Here is a 15,684-nt window from a genome sequence, read left to right on the forward strand (position 1 = left end):
CGATCGACCGGAGTCAGTAAACGTTCCCCCAGTTGATCCATCAATCACTCCCTGGAGATCGCTCATCGTGTTGGGAAAGGCTGATCGATTCGGCGCTTAGCTTCGCCCTGTTCAGCAATACGAATATTCCAGCCAACAGAGCAAGCAAGGAAGCAATGACCCAACAATAGGCGTATCCGGCGCTGGCATCCGCGAAGCCGACGACGACGAGGCCGGCAAGGACCGGCCCGACCGACATGCCTATCGTCAGGATCATCGAGTTGACCGCTGTCGTCGATCCAAAGTTCTCTTTGGAACAGGCAACCGATATCAGATTGGTGTTGCCGGTCTGGGCCAGTCCGATCCCGAATCCGAATGCGGCCATTGCGATGAGCACAAGAGCCTCGGATGAGCGGGTCAGCGCAAGGGAAAGCAGCCCTACAAATGCTATGACCAGCCCCATGATCAATATCTTCCCATGACCGATCTTCAGACCGAGTCTACCGCCGATCGGCGAAGAAATGAGTTGCGCAATCGCATTCGGCAGCATGAAGAGCCCGATGATGACGCTGCTTGTTACGCCAAATCCGCCATTCCCTTTTGGTATGGCCAAGAAATATGGCAGGGTCTGGAATAGCATGAACATTATTATCCCGATGAAGAACATGGTTATGTAAGCCACCGATATGTTCCGATTCTTCAGCAATCCAAGCCGGATGATGGGTTCATCGAACCGTCTTTCTTGGATCACGAACGCTATGAAAATTACGATCGCGCAGGCGAAAAGACCGATCGTCTGACCTGACCCCCAGCCCCATATCTCCCCCTGAGATAATGGAAGTAAGAATGCTAAGAGGCCCAGCCCGAGCAATACCGAACCTTTCACATCCATTCTTGTGGGATGCCTGACCTGCTTATCTGGGACTGAACGATACACGATGCAGACCACCAATATGACGACCGGAAGAACGAACCAGAATGCTTCCTTCCATCCCATGAACGAGATCATTAGGCTCCCCACGACCATCCCCAGTGCCGCGCCGACACCGATCATAGCACTGATCAGACCGATACCTACCGGGACCATGCGCACCGGTAGGATGTCCTTTGCCATCCCCATGAGGAGCGTTATTGCACCCATTCCAATGCCCTGAACCGCGCGGAAGATAACGAGGGAGAGAAGGTCCCACGATAACGCAGCTCCGACCAGGCCAGCCATGTATACGACCATTATGATAAGGAGGACGCGCTTTCGCCCCCACATCTCTCCCAGCTTTCCGGCGATAGGTATGGCGACCGCTCCAGCAAGGGTATATGCCGTGAGGACCCAGGCCAGGTCAGATGATTGCACGGCCATGCTTACGGCGATGCTTGGCAGTGCTGGCACAAGCATAGTCTCGACGAATATCGTCAAAAGGACAAGGACGGCCATTAGTATGGTCAAGAACAGGTCATGCCTTTCTTCAAGCTTTGGATCGAGAATATTATTACTATTGACATTCTGAAAACTAACCATCCAGCAATCTCCGTGATGGTCAACGTGAAAATCGTAAGACCCTATTAATAACTGCCGCTATGACTAGATTGGATCTTTTGGGTTATCCTTGCCTTATCCTTTCAGCTTGGTACGACATTGAGGGCACTGCAGGTAGGTGTTACTGATCTGAGCTCCGCATTGAGGGCAGTATTTTTTCTTAAAAGGGTTGAACTGGAAAGTCTTCTTGCCTTCATCTGCCTTTACCACATCAGATTTCTTCTCGTTTTCTATTGTCAAGCGAATCGATCCTCGTGTGTTGGTAAGAGATATTCAGAACATAATGATATTCGTCCGTTCTAGTCAGGAATCGCATGATCGCGCCGATACCCCGAATGGACCTTTCATTGATGGTTGGTGGGAAGCCAAAATCACCGAAGCCGAGGTTCATCGGGAGTACAGCGATAAAGGAAATGGGACCCTCTTAATGGCAATGTCCTGAACCCATACATACATCCTGGATGGTCGCTTCCAACAGGCCCTGGTTCATGTAACTGGTCAGAGCCTCCTTCACCGATCCTTCAGCCCCCACGAAAACCTTGATGCCATTGTTCTGGAACTCCATCAGCGGGCGGCGGCCAATACCACCGATCAAAACGGCGCCTATTCCGGAATCGGCCATCTTTCTGACCGGGACCATGCAATTATGTTCCCCATCGTTGTCGATCGTCCATACGTTCTTGATCTGACTCCCCTCGATCTCCACCGCAGTGAAAAGATCGCAATGTCCGAAATGAGCGGACACTCCCGCCTCTAGTCCCCCTGGCATGTTACTTGGTATTCCTATTTTCATTTCTTACCTCCCCTTATCAACGTTCATATCTACTGAAACCATCGTCATCTTACCAGAGCAGAGCGCTTTGGCAAGTGGCCCGCAGCCTCTCACCCCTTCGCCGGTTGCATGATGAATCCTCATCATGAGCATCGCCATCCTCCGATGCGTTCAAGCATCTCTCCCGTCAGTCTCGTTGGACTGGCGGCAATGGCCTTTGCAGCATCTCCTTCTTCCATCAACTTCCTGGCTCTTCCTGTCGTAATGAATATCGATGCTACCGCAATTGGGGCAACAGGGTGCTTCATCAGCTGCGTCAAGGATTTCCCATTCGGTCAGGCAATCTCCACACGAACATGTCCTGGACTTCTTCAGAACGAAGTCGCCCCCTTTGATCTCAATCGCCTTTCCGCTCACAAGAGCTTCGACGATCTTCTTACGGGCGCTCTGAAGGTCCACCCATAGGGCACGTCTAGAGATGCCCATCCTTTGGGCAGCCTCCTCTTGATTCAGATTTTCAAGGTCGATCAATCGAACTACCTCCAGTTCCTCTAGTGACAGAAGGACAAAATCCAGGTCCTTAAGCGGAACCCCCTGAGGCTTGAAGTAAGACACCACCGGCTCGTTTTCAATCCGTCTTGGGCATCTTGGTCGTCCGGGTCTCACTGATTCGCTCATATGGGAGAAAATATTTGAATATTTCTATTATTGATCGAGGGAAATCGGTGCTTCACTTTGACTCTGAGGAGGTTGAGGTCGAAATTCCAGATATTTGTCTAAGATGTGTTCAGAAGGGAAGAGGACCTCGTTTCAAGAATTTCTGGTGCTTGGTCGCTTACCATATGACTCACAATGATCATCTGCAAAAGGAATCTGATGGTTGAATGAGCTCCTGAGGGACCGAATGAGAAAACGACTGATGAACACCTCTAGGAGACCGGGAAGGTGACGAAAGAGTGTAAGTCGTTAGAGCGGCTAATGTTCCTTGGAATTTGATGACACCACTTCATTGCCTTGACGGGACTATCTCCACGGGGTCCAAGGTCCATTCTCATATGCATCGACGACGAACCTGTCGCATTTCGGAGTCGGTGCCCTACAATCCCTTCCAGGCGAGCAATAATCATGATGGCTGACCCTGACCGAAGGCCCGTTACCGCTTTTGTTCTCCCTCTGCCGTGATAGCGGTTCCAGGTGGGCCCTTAGGCACATCTCCGACCGCTCCATCTCCTCGACCGTGGCCGGCTTGATGCAGTAATCAGCGGCGCCCAGTTCACGGGATTTTTGCTCGTCCTCCCTTCTCAGCGAACCGGTCATGACCACCACCGGGATCGTCGCCAGCTGCTGCGAGGACTTCATGAACGAAAGCACTTCGAAGCCATTGATCTTGGGCAGGTTGAGGTCCAGGATGACCAGTCCCGGCGTTCCGTTTCGTTTTGCCTTCAGGAAGTTGACGGCCTCCTGGCCATCCTCCGCCAAGGTGATGTTCAGGTTCAGTTTCAGGTCTTTGAGCAACTCCTTGATGATGTAAGCGTCACCCGGGTTGTCCTCGACGATCAATACTTCCAGTCTGTTGTCGCTCATGCCCTTGACTCCTTTGGTATGGTGAAATAGAAGGTGGTTCCTTGGCCAACCTGGGATTCGAACCAGATGCGGCCGCCATGCCTCTCCACGATCTTCTTCGCAATGGCCAATCCTATGCCGGTTCCTTCGTACTCGACGCGGGAGTGTAGACGCTGGAATATCACAAATATTTTGTCCTTGAACAGGGGATCGATCCCGATCCCATTGTCCTTGACGGAGAATTTCCATTCATCATCGTCGCTCTCGTACGTCACCTGAACGTTAGGCACTTCCTTTCCATGGAATTTGATGGCGTTACTGATCAGATTCTGAAATAGTATCGTCATCTGGGCGTCATCGGCCATGACCGTGGGCAGGTCGCTATTGGAGATCGTTGCCTTTTCTTCCTTGATCTGGATCGCAAGACTGTCGCATACTTTGGCAAGAACCTCGTTCATGTCAGTGAACGACATCTGCTTACCTTGGGATTCCACACGGGATATCTCCAGCAGGTCACGGACCAGGTCTCTGGCCCGCATTCCACCTTCCATGGCATAGGCCATGTATTCCTTGGCCTGCCCTTCGAGCCGATCCCCGAATTTCTTTTGAAGAAGGCTCAGATAGGCGGTGACCATGCGCAATGGCTCCTGAAGATCATGTGACGCTACATAGGCGAACTGCTGCAACTCGGTGTTCGACCTGCGCAATTTTTCCGAATGCCTCTGCAATTCTGTCAGCAGCCTATCCCTTTCCCTTTGGACCCCGACCTGTTGCGTCACGTCGATCGACAACGCCACAGACGCCACGATCGCCCCCTTTGAATCGTACACCGGTGCACTGGAACTGCTGATGAATACTTCGGACCCGTTCTTCATCTTCAGTTCTGCCAGATCGTTCTTTATGACATCCCCCATGAGCGACCGGACGAAGGGATATTCGCTCGTTTCGTATGGTCTGCCATCCAGGTGATACCGGGCCATCCTTCTGTATTCGTTGAAGCCCTGGATATCGGTCATACTGAATCCCAGTTTGTAGATATTTTGGACCTCTTCGTTGGCGAACAGGACCTTTCCGGTCTTGGCCTCGGTGACGATTATGCCGACAGGCATCTGGCCTATGATCGCCTCCAACCGCCCCTTGGTCTCCTCTAGCTCCCGTTCCTGTTTCTTCCGTAAGGTGATGTCGACGAAAGCGGAGATCGCGCCGCGGACCTTCCCCTCGGGATTCAATAGCGGAGTGGCACTTCCGAGGATGGTGAGCCTTCTGCCGCTCGGGGTCACCACCTCAAGTTCCGAGTTGATGACCGCAATGCCTTTGCCTGCAGCCTCTTGCATGGGCAGCTCCTCGGGCATAAGCTCGAGACCGTCGCGATAGAACCGACGCTTTGTGTCCTGTTCCCCGCCTGATATCGTACCGGCGGAGACGTTCTCTCCTGGACTGGACTCATAGAACCGATCGGCGGCCCGGTTCCCGGTGATGATGCGGCATTCCGGATCGTGTGCCACCCAGATGGCGGACGGGATGATGTCCATCAGCCTTTCTACTTCCTCTGCGCGCTGACGGGCTGACTCATAGTTCTCGGCCAGAGCCCTTTGTGCCCGCTTGGTCTCTGTTATATCGACGCTCGTCGTAATGACATAATCCTTTCCCAGCGGCATGATGCTCATGAGATAGTCTCGGTTGTTGGCATCGAAATGCGTTTCTTGGGTGATGGCATTCCCAGCCTCTCGCATCTTCCGGACGTTGTCGAGACTTATTCCCGCCATGTTGTGGCTAGGTGTTCCGCTGCGCTGCTTGCCTTTCAGCTGTTCGATGGTTTCGATCTTCAATGCCTCCAGGGCGGCTGGGTTTGCGTCCACAACGACCCAATCCAGCAGTTCATCATGGTCATCGAAGACCAACCGCCTGATGACCACCCCCTCCTGTAGGTTCTCGAAGAGACCGCGGTATTTCGCTTCGCTATCCCTGATCTCCTCTTCTGCGCGAAACTTGGATACCGCAACAGACAAGTAGCCCGCAAGACGCTCCCAACGAGCTATCTGGCTTACAGTGAAGAGCCCTTTCCGGTGGTCATTCAACTGGAGAAGCCCCAGTCTCGCCTTCCCCAAGAACAACGGGATCAAGGCAATTGATTCATAACCCTCACCCACGCACCGATTCCTGTGCCGGGGAGGTAGATCCTCTTCCGTCATCGTCTGACCGAGCTCTGTCGTGCTATTGGTCCAGAAGCTTCCTGACTTTGTGTAGTAAGGCTTCGAGGGGTTGAAGATCCCCCTGATAAGGGTTCCGCAGGTGCATTCCATCACCGGTTCGCCCAGCTCGTCCAACAACGGACATCCGTTTTCGTCCCGAGCGCAGAGCGAATTCTCCAATTGAAGGAAACGGTGGGGAAATCCCCTTGCTTCGTAGTAAGGGTAATCATTTCCCTCACGGATCCGAATTCCAACGGCTTCCACTCCGGAACTATTTTGAAAGTAAGTGGTCGCTTTCTGGATAAGATCGCAGGTCCCGGTGCTTTCGTTCACCAGGCGGAGGAACTCGGCGGTCGTCTCCTGTTCCAGAACTGCCTGTCTACGTTCGGTGATGTCATGCACCGTCATCAGTACGTCCTGGTTCTCGGTCCCGTTATCGAAGGGGAGGGCTGACCATTCCACCCAGAATTCCACCCCATCCTCATTTATTATGTGTGATTCCCTATTCTCCACCTTCTCTCCGTTCCTTGAGACCTTGCGGAGAGTATCCAGGAGAAGATTTTTCTCACTTCCTGACACAAATTCCGCGAATCTGGTTCCGGATACATCCCGGTCGGAAAACCTCTCGGGAAGAAAATGACGATAGGCATCGTTGATGTACTTGACCGAGAACTCGTCAGAGGAAAGGAAGATCACCGCGCCAGGCAGACTACCTATTATCCTCTGGACTTCTGAATCCTCATTTTTGCTCTCCAACATGCCCCCACTCCCCTTGTGAACCGAATCCGAACAGAACTGATATCATCCTGGGATGATGCTCCATGACCGTTCTCCATCGGCCTCCTATAATCGGAAGGTCGGTTCTTATCCTTTTTGATGCTCTGGACTGGTCATCGGAAGGAGGGAATGCCTCCGGAGGGGTCACGTTGCCGGACCGATCCGTCATTCAGATCCTTGGACCGGAATACTGTAGGCGTTTGGCCATCCATCAGAACCATGGGAAGATCGAGCCTTGTCGGCTTCTTCCTAACCACCTAGGATCAGGCTTATGCCCACTATCGCCACGCCCAGGGTCACCAGAATGATGCCGAACAACGTCTTTCGAATGTTGGTGTGCTTGGCCCAAATATACCCCACCACGAACAGGGCGATGAACGCTACGATGTTCGATACCAGTACCGCCATGTGAGGTGGCTCTATGAACCACAACGGGGTAATGACCACCAGTGTGGCGAGCAGCATTGCCAGGAACACCTGTATGGCGCCGAACACATCCTCCCTGGCAATGACAATGAATTTCGGCTGGTTGGTGTAATTGGCCTTGCTGGAACGACGCTGGGCATGCAGCACGAGACGGTACACGGATTTCTGGTCCTCAGCGTCCAATGTACCTACCAACGAATCCTCCAGGTCCTCCTGGATGGCGGCTAGAGCCTCGGTTTCATCCTTTGCTGAGCTGATCTTGCCTGCTATGCGAGTATATCGGTGCTTCTGGAACACCACGACCAGTATGTACAGCATGGCATCGATTATGCCCCATGACAATCCCGCCCCCAGCGATGTCGTCACCATCAGCTCGATGTCCAGAGCGATCCCGCCGGTAATGACCCGGATAGCGCTTGTGATGGTCAGTGCGATGACCAGACCATAGAGTATCTCCACTAGCCGTTCATGGGGATAGAGATAATCGGTCGGTCGCCTGATTATGAAGTGCATGTCCGTCCCTCTAAACAGAATTTCCCCCAATAAGCGTTTCTCATCGCTCGATCGGACCTGATCTTGTCTCCAACCACATGATGCCGGTGGGCACGATCGGGCGGTTCTCGAAGAATACACCGCTTATCAGATCAAGACAGAAGAGGGATACCTGGAGAAGTACTCCTATCCAGCCTGCAGAAGCACCGTCTCGAACATCAGCGCTTCGTCCAGAGGGTCGAAGGTTACAAGCCATGTGATGCCGGCAAGATCGGCCTGTCGAACGACGTCATGCATTTCTTGGCCGATTGGCTCAAGACCATATCCCGGGGACTGACAAGGAGTTCGGTCCTTACTTCAACAGCAAAATGCTCTATTAAGGCTCAATGCCCCTTCCTGGATGGGGCCATCTCCAAGAACGGGACAGAGGCGACGGTGGCTATGTCGGTTCCTCTGTAGATTTTTATATATATCACAGCCGTTGCGTCCCCACTATTTCTGGTGAGACCGATATGGATGAAACCCTTCCCGCCGAGAATTCCGGTAACCTCAAGGACTATCGATCGACCTACCAGGCGTTTGACTGGGCATCCTTTGAGAGCGAGTTCGACTGGTCCAGAGGAGGGCCGTACAATCTGGTGGCGGAGGCCGTCGACCGTCATGGCCATGGGGAGAGAAGGGACAAGGTGGCATTGTATTCGGTGAATGCCAACTATGATCTCCGGTCGCACACCTTCCGGGAGATGTCCGAGCTGTCCAGCAGGTTCGCGGACGGGCTGACCAAGCTCGGAGCGGTCAAAGGGGACCGGATATTCGTCTATCTGGACAGAACACCGCAGCTCTTCGTCGCACTGCTCGGGATCATCAAGATGGGTGGCATCGCGGGCCCGCTATTCTCCGCCCTTGGGCCGGAGGCGACCATGGACCGGGTCAGGGACAGCGGGGCGAAGATCATAGTGACGTCTCCATACCTGTTCGATCGTATCCGCCCGATCATGGAGAAGCTGACCGAGATCGAGACCTACATCATAGTCGGGGACAACAGCGTCCTGGGTCCAGGAACGGTCAATTTCGATGACGTGCTGTCGTCTGGCGATCCGGAGTTCAAGGCTGTAAACATGGATCCCGATGACCCATACATCATACATTACACGTCAGGCTCCACCGGCAAACCAAAGGGCATCCTGTTGGGCCACAAGGCCATGGTGCATCAGCTGGTGGGATGCCGCTACGTGGTCGACCTTAGGGATGATGACATCTATTGGTGCACGGCCGACCCAGGATGGGTCACAGGGACGTCCATCGGAATACTGGGACCATGGTACCTCGGAACGACTATCATATCCTATGAGGGAAGGTTCGATGCTCAGACCTGGTACTCCATCATCGAGAAGCTGAAGGTAACGGTCTGGTTCACAGCCCCCACAGCGCTGAGGATGCTGGCCAGGGCCGGCGATGGGCTGGTGAAGGCGTTCGACCTGCAAAGGCTGCGCCACATCTGCTCAGCCGGAGAACCGCTAAATCCTGAGGTCATCAGATGGGCGATGCGTACCACCGGTAAACGCATCCACGACAACTGGTGGCAGACCGAGACCGGAGCACCGTGCATCGCCAATTTCAAGAGCATGCCTATAAAGCCAGGGTCCATGGGCAGGCCCATCCCGGGGATCGTGGCCGCGGTGGTCGATGAGAAGGGAGAGCCCGTCGCCGCCAGGACCGAAGGTTTCCTTGCGTTGAAGCCGGGATGGCCGGCGATGATGGTCGGCATCTGGGGCAACGATGAGCGATACCAGCAGTACTTCCGCATACCAGGGTGGTATATCAGCGGAGATCAGGCCTACCAGGACGAGGATGGCTACATCTGGTTCCTGGGCAGGGCGGACGATGTCATCAAGACGTCGGGCGAAAGGCTCGGACCATTTGAAGTGGAATCGGCCTTGATCGAGCATCCAGCGGTGGCAGAGTCGGCCGTGGTCGGGAAGCCTGATGAACTTCGGGGAGAGATCGTCAAGGCATTCATAGTGCTGAGGCCAGGAAGGAAACCGACCGACGAACTGAAAGAGGAGATCACCCAGTTCGTCAGGACCAGACTGGCATATTACGCCTATCCGAGAGAGATCGAGTTCGTTCCCTCACTTCCCAAGACCAGGTCGGGCAAGATCATGCGCCGTGTTCTGAAAGCAAAGGAGCATGGTCATCCTGTTGGAGACCTCTCTACCCTCGAAGAGTGAATGGAGACGATCCCGTCAAGCCGAAGACATTTTTTACCGAGGCAATGGAATAGATGGTTCATATCGCCAATGCGGTTGACATCTGGCCATTCCTGTGAACGCATCTTTTTGAACCCGCAGATTGAATTATCATCCTTTTCCAGACCGACGGACGCCTTCGATTCAATCTAGACATGGACGCGGGGATAAATCACCCGAGCGGGGTGACCGGTGACATGGGCGCAGAAAGAAGCCCAGAACAGGAGAACCAGAACATGAAGCTCTTTGAGTCTAAGAAGATAGGAACAGAAAGGAAACGCCTCGGTTGGATATTCGCTTTGCCGCTCGCGCTTGCAGTGGCAATGCATGGCCTGATCCACCTGATGTATGTGACGTGGACCGGTCCAGGCATCGAGCTCGGATTCAGCGGTTCGTCATGGATCCCGGACGACGCCGCGGCGGTGCTCGTGCCGGTCCTGGTGGCCATCACGATCGCGGGCAACTGTCTGGGGGCATTGGGACTGCTGAGGATCCCGTTACTGAAGGACAGCGTCGTGCCGCTGGTGATCGTCGGCAACGTGGCATCGTTGACTGGATTCGCGGTGATGCTGCCTGGCCTGGTCCCGAACGCCGACGCTCACGTCTACGGGATGATCACAAGCCTGGTAATGATCCTCGGAGCGATGCACTATGTACGTATATCGAAAGCATTCGGCAAGGTGCTCCCCAAGATGCTGGCCAAGAGGTTGGGGGCGCAGGCATGAACGGGATCGTCGCCTATGACAGCATCCTGGGAAACACCAGGAAGGTGGCGGAGCAGATGGCGATCGAGATGAGGGCTAACGGCCACACCGTGCGGCTGATCAACCTGGCAACGGAAGAGGCGGGCGAGGTCAAGGGTGATTTCCTTCTCATAGGCTCGCCGAACCGGATGAAGCGCATCAGCTCGATGGCCAAACGCTTCATCAGGCACCTGGACGGGGATGAATGGAAGGGAAAGAAGGTCGTGGTATTCGATACCGTCCTGCAGGTGCTGGACGACCCGAACAAGACCGAGAAACAGATGGCAAAGGCACGCAAGTGGGCATATGAAGGAGCAGCCCCGAAGATGAGCAGGAAGCTGGATAAGAAAGGGATCGTGTGCTCCGGAGTATGGCATTTCGAGGTCTCGGGCCTGAAGGACCCGCTGGTCCCTGGATGGGAGGAAAAGGTGAGGGAAAGGCTCGCTTCCCTTGACCCCCAAAACACCTTCACTGTTTCTTGAGCTGAGGGAGCATCTTCTCCTTCCAGGTGTCGAACCCCCAGGCGGTGATAACCACGTTGGGCACCGCCGCCCTTACCCTCTGATCGGCGTATAGAGACCCCATCGCCTCGAAGAGGGATGACATCATAGGATGGTTGGTGGCCACTGATATCATGTCGGGAATGTTGCAGTAGGTGCGGAAGAACAGGACGGTCGCCGGATACTTCTGCATGAGCTTGATGCCGAGCATGTTACGGTCGACGCCTTCCTTCGTGTAGACATGGATGACGGAGGATATGGTACGGGCATGTGTTGGGTCCACCTTCAGGAGGAGCTCCGCACTCCCTTCGTCTATCATCCTGTCAAGGCGCTGACGTACAGTCCTTGCGGTGGCGCCGGCCTCTTCACCGACCAGGGCATATGGCTTGCGGGCATCGTCCTTCAGCGATGCGATGATCCTCAGGTCCAGCGGAGATAGTTTGATCTCCGGTGCGAGCGGTTCTGCGGGCCTCACCTCACCGACCCTGCCGAGGGATTCGATCGCCATGGTCGAACTCTTCATGGTGCAGGTCCGATGGACGAACTCCTGGAAAGGCCCCATGTCCACCGTTCTGCGGAGAGTGCCGGAAACGTACATGACATTCCCAGAGCACAGCATCACGTATCCGACTGAATCATTCCTGCCCAGATCGGCAACGATATCGTTCAGCTGTCTGCTTCCTTCCATCCTTCCGAAGATGAACACGTTGGTCGCGTTGACGTAATTGCCCGGGATGACGGCCCCGGTACCGACGAATATTCCGGCCTCCTGGAGTGACCGCATACGCTTGTGAACTGCCTGAAGCGATATTCCGAGACGTTCCGCGAGCTCCCTCAGCGGCATCCGGGGGTCTCGCAGCAGCAGATGATAGAGATGTAGGTCGAACTCGTCCATTCGCTATGGTAATCGCATACCGGGCTTTTGAAACATCGGAATGGACCCCGTGAACCCGATCATGATTATCCTGGCATTATCTTCCAGACCTTTCCGGTGGAACCGCTCGGCCCCTGGCTATCGGTGGTAAGGGCGTACAGTTCCCTGTCCGCTCCCAGGCCAAATCCTAAGAGAAACCCAGGCAGAACGGTCGAATTGACCGCAGCCCCGGGGATCTGATTCCCGAGCTTGTCCTCGAACGAGGAATAGGCGATCATGGAAAACGACCAGTTCGAACTGTCAGGAGAGGTTACCCAAATCACCGAATTCGCTCTCCAGAGGCCGAACGTGTACCCTCCCTGAAGACCGGCCATCGACGAGCCACGGTAGACGTAACCGCCGACAACGGAGAGGCCGGTGGAGGCAAACGAACTATGCGGCAGGGAGATGATCGGATCGACCAGCGGTTCGCCGAAGTAGCCGGTCTCACGAACGCATACCACACCTTGATTGGCAGAGTTGGACCGGTCGAAGCAATGCCCGTTCTCCTTTATCGGCCATCCATAGTTCTTGCCTTTTTCCACCAGGAACACACCCTCATAGAGCTCCTGGCCGGCGTTGCCCACGAAATAGCTGTGGTTACCGCCGGGATCGAATGAGGCGAAGGCAGGGTTCCGGAAACCGTAGGCGAATATCTCGGCGCGGCCGGGGCTGGATACGAACGGATTATCGGGGGGGATGCCGTAGGCCTCGCCCCCGTTCGGAGAATCGATCGTGTCAGCAACGCTTACGGAAATGTTCCGGTCGATGTCGATGCGCAGTATCTTCCCCAGAACGGTGCTGAGGTCCTGGCCATTGCCGATGACAGAATGGCCTATCCCCACGTCGTTCCCGCCGCCCCCATCCCCTATTGGTATGTAGAGGAACCCGTCAGGACCGAAATTGATGTCGCCCCCGTTGTGGTTCGGGGAAGGATGGTTCGATCTCAGGATGAAACGCTCTGTGGAAACGTCGGCCACATTAGGGTCGGCCGAGGTCTTGAACTCGCTGAGTATGTTGGTGTGGTCCCACTGGGAAGGAGCGCGGGCATCGAGGGGCGCACTGTACCAGAGATAGAACTTACCGTTGATTGCGTAATTCGGATGGAATGCCAGTCCAAGGAGCCCTCTCTCGTCATAGGACGCGGACAGGGGCACTAGCTTGCTGGATATGTCGATGAACGGTCGGTCGTTGGTCGTGCCGTTCGGAAGAACGATCCAGACCTTTCCTATCTGGTCGACGACGAACAACCTTTCCGAGCCGTCAGGCGGCGAGACCGCCCTGACCGGATGGGTAAACCCATCGGCGACCAGGCGCAGGGTCGTGTTGCGGTTCGCACTGGTCTGATTAGGCAAAGCGGAATCGTGTCCCGGGTTAAGGATGACAAGGACGTAGATCATCGTTGAGGCGATCACTACTGCCGCAACGATGAGGACGGCGACCGTGGTCCTTCGCCTCTGTTTTTGGTCCATGCTCCATAAAAGACTGGAACACGTCATATTTAACCATAATCGGAGGCTGCTCATTAACGGGCGAGGGTGATGTTATTACTCTTCACCCTCAATGAAGGACAGCTTCAACGCTGGTTGAACTGGTGCTTGGGATCGAACAGCGAGTCGTTTTGCCTCTCCCCCATCATCGCTTTCGCTATCCTGCGGGCTCCGTAGATGCTATGCAGGATGCCGATCCCGTTGCATCCCAGGTTGTAGAACAGGTCCTGGTTCTTTGGATCGGGACCTGCCAGTCTGACGCCGGAACTGGTGTATCCCATGGACCCATCCCAACAGGTCGTTGCCTTTGTCTTGACCCCGAGGATCCCTTCAGCCAAATGGTCGATGCGGGAATGTGCGGTCTCGTCCATATCATCCCGATGTTTGCCGGCCTCACATGTGAACTGCGGTCCGCCGACCATGAGGACAGCTGTTTCCGGATCCTTTCCCCATGTGGTGGTAAAAATGTAAGGTTCGTCGGTTGAGGGCTGCACTTCGTGGAAGAACAACCCGACACCCTCACCCTCACGGGGCGGTCTGTATCCGTTCATGTATCCGGTCACGCACCTGAGATAGTTGTCCGGTATCGAATTGGGAATGTTGGACAGATCGGGAAGAGCGTATCCGTTCGTACATACCACCACCCGTTTGCATTCCACCTGCCCCTTCTCGCATTTTATCAACAGCGGATGGAGGGCATGCACGCTAAGGACCTTTGATCCCTCATGAAGGCAGAACCTCTTTGGGAACCTGATGAGCATGCTCCGTACCAATCCTTCGGATATGGCGGCAACATTGGCAATGCGGGTCCTGGCAATGGCAGCGGCCCGATAACTTTCATCCGTCGTTCCCAGCATCTCGAATATGGCCTCCGGTGGAACACGGTTGGGCGTTACGCCCCTGTCCCTCAGTTCGCAGTTCCATCCTGAACCGGCGGCCGCATACAGTTTCATTGATGGCAGAACGTCCGACAAATTTCCCGACGATGTCTTGGCCAATGCTTCGGCCATTTCGATCGAGGAAAATCCGATATGGATCCTGACCCTATGCACCTGGTCTGGAGTCCCGGCATCCCTGATCAACTCTCCGAAGCGACGTTTTGAGAAGGCGACCTGACGGAACGCAGCGTTGGCCAGTTCCGGTCCGAATCGCTCAGCTAGGGCGGGGAAACCGCCCTCGAACGATGGGCTGACCTGCCCTGAACCATTGCCCGACGCGCCGTGCGCTATGCGGTCCGCCTCGATCAACATGACCGTCATGTTGCTCTGCTCCAGAAGATCGAAGGCGGTGGACACACCGGCGATCCCTCCCCCGATGACGACGACGTCCACGCGCTCGTGGCCTTTCAACGGATCGACAATGCGATCTGACATCAGACCCTCCAACCAGGGGGACCTATGTTCGCGCATGCTTTCTGATTTGAGCCTCGGATATTTGAAGCTCGTTCAAGGACCTGATCGTGGAAAGGATCCACCGACGGAACCGCTAATGCAGTTTGAAATGCCCATGTTCAACAAAGATCATCAGCGCTCTGTACTTTCCAACTTTCGAATATAACATTGATGATGCTCTTCGGCCAGCCAGAACCTGGAGGCAGGCAGGATAAGAGTCGATATGCGTCCTCGAAATCTTCCAGAGCTCAGGATCCGTCTTCTGGAGTCCTCCGCCAGTGCCTTTTGCTCGTCTGTATGGAAAAAGATCATCGATCGGTATTGGCTACCAGAATCACCGTTCCCATCCCTTTCCGCGACAGGATTGTGAGAGCTCCAGAAGATCTCTAGGAGTACCTGGTAGGTCAACCTGCCTGGGTCATATGTGATCTCGACCACCTCGATATGACCTGTACCCCCTGAACAGACCTGCTTGTAGGTCGGGTCTTCCTCAGCCCCTCCCATATATCCGACTCGGGTGGAATCGATCCCAGCGATCCCGGAGAAGGTCGCCTCAGCGCACCAAAAGCAGCCGATGCCGAACGTTGCCAGTTCCTTTCCTTCTTCCATGTTGGCTGTTGATTGAGCTGGATCGGCTACTTATCGATACCGCCGGTTATTTCG

General features: G+C 54.7%; 13 protein-coding genes. 3 read left to right on the forward strand and 10 right to left on the reverse strand.

Going from position 1 to position 15,684, the window contains the following annotated elements:
* Positions 1-40: 40 nt before the first annotated feature.
* The 6 genes from VGK23_06870 to VGK23_06895 all read right to left on the reverse strand — a co-directional run bounded on the left by VGK23_06870 (position 41) and on the right by VGK23_06895 (position 7,756).
* Complete coding sequence (locus VGK23_06870) at positions 41-1,411, reverse strand: MFS transporter (protein HEY3420258.1); 1,371 nt, start codon at positions 1,409-1,411, stop codon at positions 41-43.
* Positions 1,412-1,937: 526 nt separating this feature from the next.
* Positions 1,938-2,306 (reverse strand): NifB/NifX family molybdenum-iron cluster-binding protein, encoded by a 369-nt coding sequence (locus tag VGK23_06875; GenBank protein ID HEY3420259.1) that lies wholly within the window; start codon positions 2,304-2,306, stop codon positions 1,938-1,940.
* Positions 2,307-2,456: 150 nt separating this feature from the next.
* Complete coding sequence (locus tag VGK23_06880) at positions 2,457-2,963, reverse strand: DUF134 domain-containing protein (protein ID HEY3420260.1); 507 nt, start codon at positions 2,961-2,963, stop codon at positions 2,457-2,459.
* A gap of 345 nt (positions 2,964-3,308) precedes the next feature.
* Positions 3,309-3,869: a response regulator gene (locus VGK23_06885; GenBank protein HEY3420261.1), complete on the reverse strand. Its 561-nt coding sequence runs from the start codon at positions 3,867-3,869 to the stop codon at positions 3,309-3,311.
* Positions 3,866-6,799 (reverse strand): ATP-binding protein, encoded by a 2,934-nt coding sequence (locus VGK23_06890; GenBank protein HEY3420262.1) that lies wholly within the window; start codon positions 6,797-6,799, stop codon positions 3,866-3,868. The genes VGK23_06885 and VGK23_06890 overlap by 4 nt, the downstream gene beginning before the upstream one ends.
* A gap of 267 nt (positions 6,800-7,066) precedes the next feature.
* Positions 7,067-7,756, reverse strand: coding sequence for a hypothetical protein (locus VGK23_06895; GenBank protein HEY3420263.1), 690 nt, complete (start codon positions 7,754-7,756; stop codon positions 7,067-7,069).
* A 491-nt stretch (positions 7,757-8,247) separates the two neighbouring features.
* Here VGK23_06895 and acsA point away from each other — a divergent pair, with 491 nt between their 5' ends.
* The 3 genes from acsA (at position 8,248) to VGK23_06910 (ending at position 11,209) form a co-directional block, all read left to right on the forward strand.
* Positions 8,248-9,966, forward strand: a complete 1,719-nt coding sequence (gene acsA, locus VGK23_06900) for an acetate--CoA ligase (protein HEY3420264.1) — start codon at positions 8,248-8,250, stop codon at positions 9,964-9,966.
* A gap of 215 nt (positions 9,967-10,181) precedes the next feature.
* Positions 10,182-10,709, forward strand: a complete 528-nt coding sequence (locus VGK23_06905) for a hypothetical protein (GenBank protein HEY3420265.1) — start codon at positions 10,182-10,184, stop codon at positions 10,707-10,709.
* Positions 10,706-11,209, forward strand: coding sequence for a flavodoxin domain-containing protein (locus tag VGK23_06910; GenBank protein HEY3420266.1), 504 nt, complete (start codon positions 10,706-10,708; stop codon positions 11,207-11,209). Before VGK23_06905 ends, VGK23_06910 begins: the two co-directional genes overlap by 4 nt.
* Here the strand turns inward: VGK23_06910 and VGK23_06915 are convergent.
* From VGK23_06915 to msrA, 4 genes are all read right to left on the reverse strand, one after another.
* Positions 11,196-12,122: a winged helix-turn-helix transcriptional regulator gene (locus VGK23_06915; protein ID HEY3420267.1), complete on the reverse strand. Its 927-nt coding sequence runs from the start codon at positions 12,120-12,122 to the stop codon at positions 11,196-11,198. The two genes, VGK23_06910 and VGK23_06915, sit on opposite strands and share 14 nt — an antisense overlap.
* Before the next feature lie 65 nt (positions 12,123-12,187).
* Positions 12,188-13,612 (reverse strand): PQQ-dependent sugar dehydrogenase, encoded by a 1,425-nt coding sequence (locus VGK23_06920; GenBank protein ID HEY3420268.1) that lies wholly within the window; start codon positions 13,610-13,612, stop codon positions 12,188-12,190.
* A 104-nt stretch (positions 13,613-13,716) separates the two neighbouring features.
* Positions 13,717-15,003, reverse strand: coding sequence for an FAD-binding oxidoreductase (locus VGK23_06925; protein ID HEY3420269.1), 1,287 nt, complete (start codon positions 15,001-15,003; stop codon positions 13,717-13,719).
* Positions 15,004-15,153: 150 nt separating this feature from the next.
* The gene (msrA, locus tag VGK23_06930) at positions 15,154-15,630 is read right to left on the reverse strand and encodes a peptide-methionine (S)-S-oxide reductase MsrA (protein HEY3420270.1); all 477 of its coding nucleotides are present in this window, start codon (positions 15,628-15,630) and stop codon (positions 15,154-15,156) included.
* Positions 15,631-15,684: the final 54 nt, after the last annotated feature.

The sequence above is a fragment of the Methanomassiliicoccales archaeon genome (genome assembly GCA_036504055.1).
Lineage (GTDB): Archaea > Thermoplasmatota > Thermoplasmata > Methanomassiliicoccales > UBA472 > DASXVU01.

Coding starts and splice junctions, on each gene's coding strand:
- VGK23_06870 (HEY3420258.1), bottom strand. CDS start 1,411: ATGGCCGTCCTTGTCCTTTTGACGATATTCGTCGAGACTATGCTTGTG.
- VGK23_06875 (HEY3420259.1), bottom strand. CDS start 2,306: ATGAAAATAGGAATACCAAGTAACATGCCAGGGGGACTAGAGGCGGGA.
- VGK23_06880 (HEY3420260.1), bottom strand. CDS start 2,963: ATGAGCGAATCAGTGAGACCCGGACGACCAAGATGCCCAAGACGGATT.
- VGK23_06885 (HEY3420261.1), bottom strand. CDS start 3,869: ATGAGCGACAACAGACTGGAAGTATTGATCGTCGAGGACAACCCGGGT.
- VGK23_06890 (HEY3420262.1), bottom strand. CDS start 6,799: ATGTTGGAGAGCAAAAATGAGGATTCAGAAGTCCAGAGGATAATAGGT.
- VGK23_06895 (HEY3420263.1), bottom strand. CDS start 7,756: ATGCACTTCATAATCAGGCGACCGACCGATTATCTCTATCCCCATGAA.
- acsA (HEY3420264.1), top strand. CDS start 8,248: ATGGATGAAACCCTTCCCGCCGAGAATTCCGGTAACCTCAAGGACTAT.
- VGK23_06905 (HEY3420265.1), top strand. CDS start 10,182: ATGGGCGCAGAAAGAAGCCCAGAACAGGAGAACCAGAACATGAAGCTC.
- VGK23_06910 (HEY3420266.1), top strand. CDS start 10,706: ATGAACGGGATCGTCGCCTATGACAGCATCCTGGGAAACACCAGGAAG.
- VGK23_06915 (HEY3420267.1), bottom strand. CDS start 12,122: ATGGACGAGTTCGACCTACATCTCTATCATCTGCTGCTGCGAGACCCC.
- VGK23_06920 (HEY3420268.1), bottom strand. CDS start 13,612: ATGGACCAAAAACAGAGGCGAAGGACCACGGTCGCCGTCCTCATCGTT.
- VGK23_06925 (HEY3420269.1), bottom strand. CDS start 15,003: ATGTCAGATCGCATTGTCGATCCGTTGAAAGGCCACGAGCGCGTGGAC.
- msrA (HEY3420270.1), bottom strand. CDS start 15,630: ATGGAAGAAGGAAAGGAACTGGCAACGTTCGGCATCGGCTGCTTTTGG.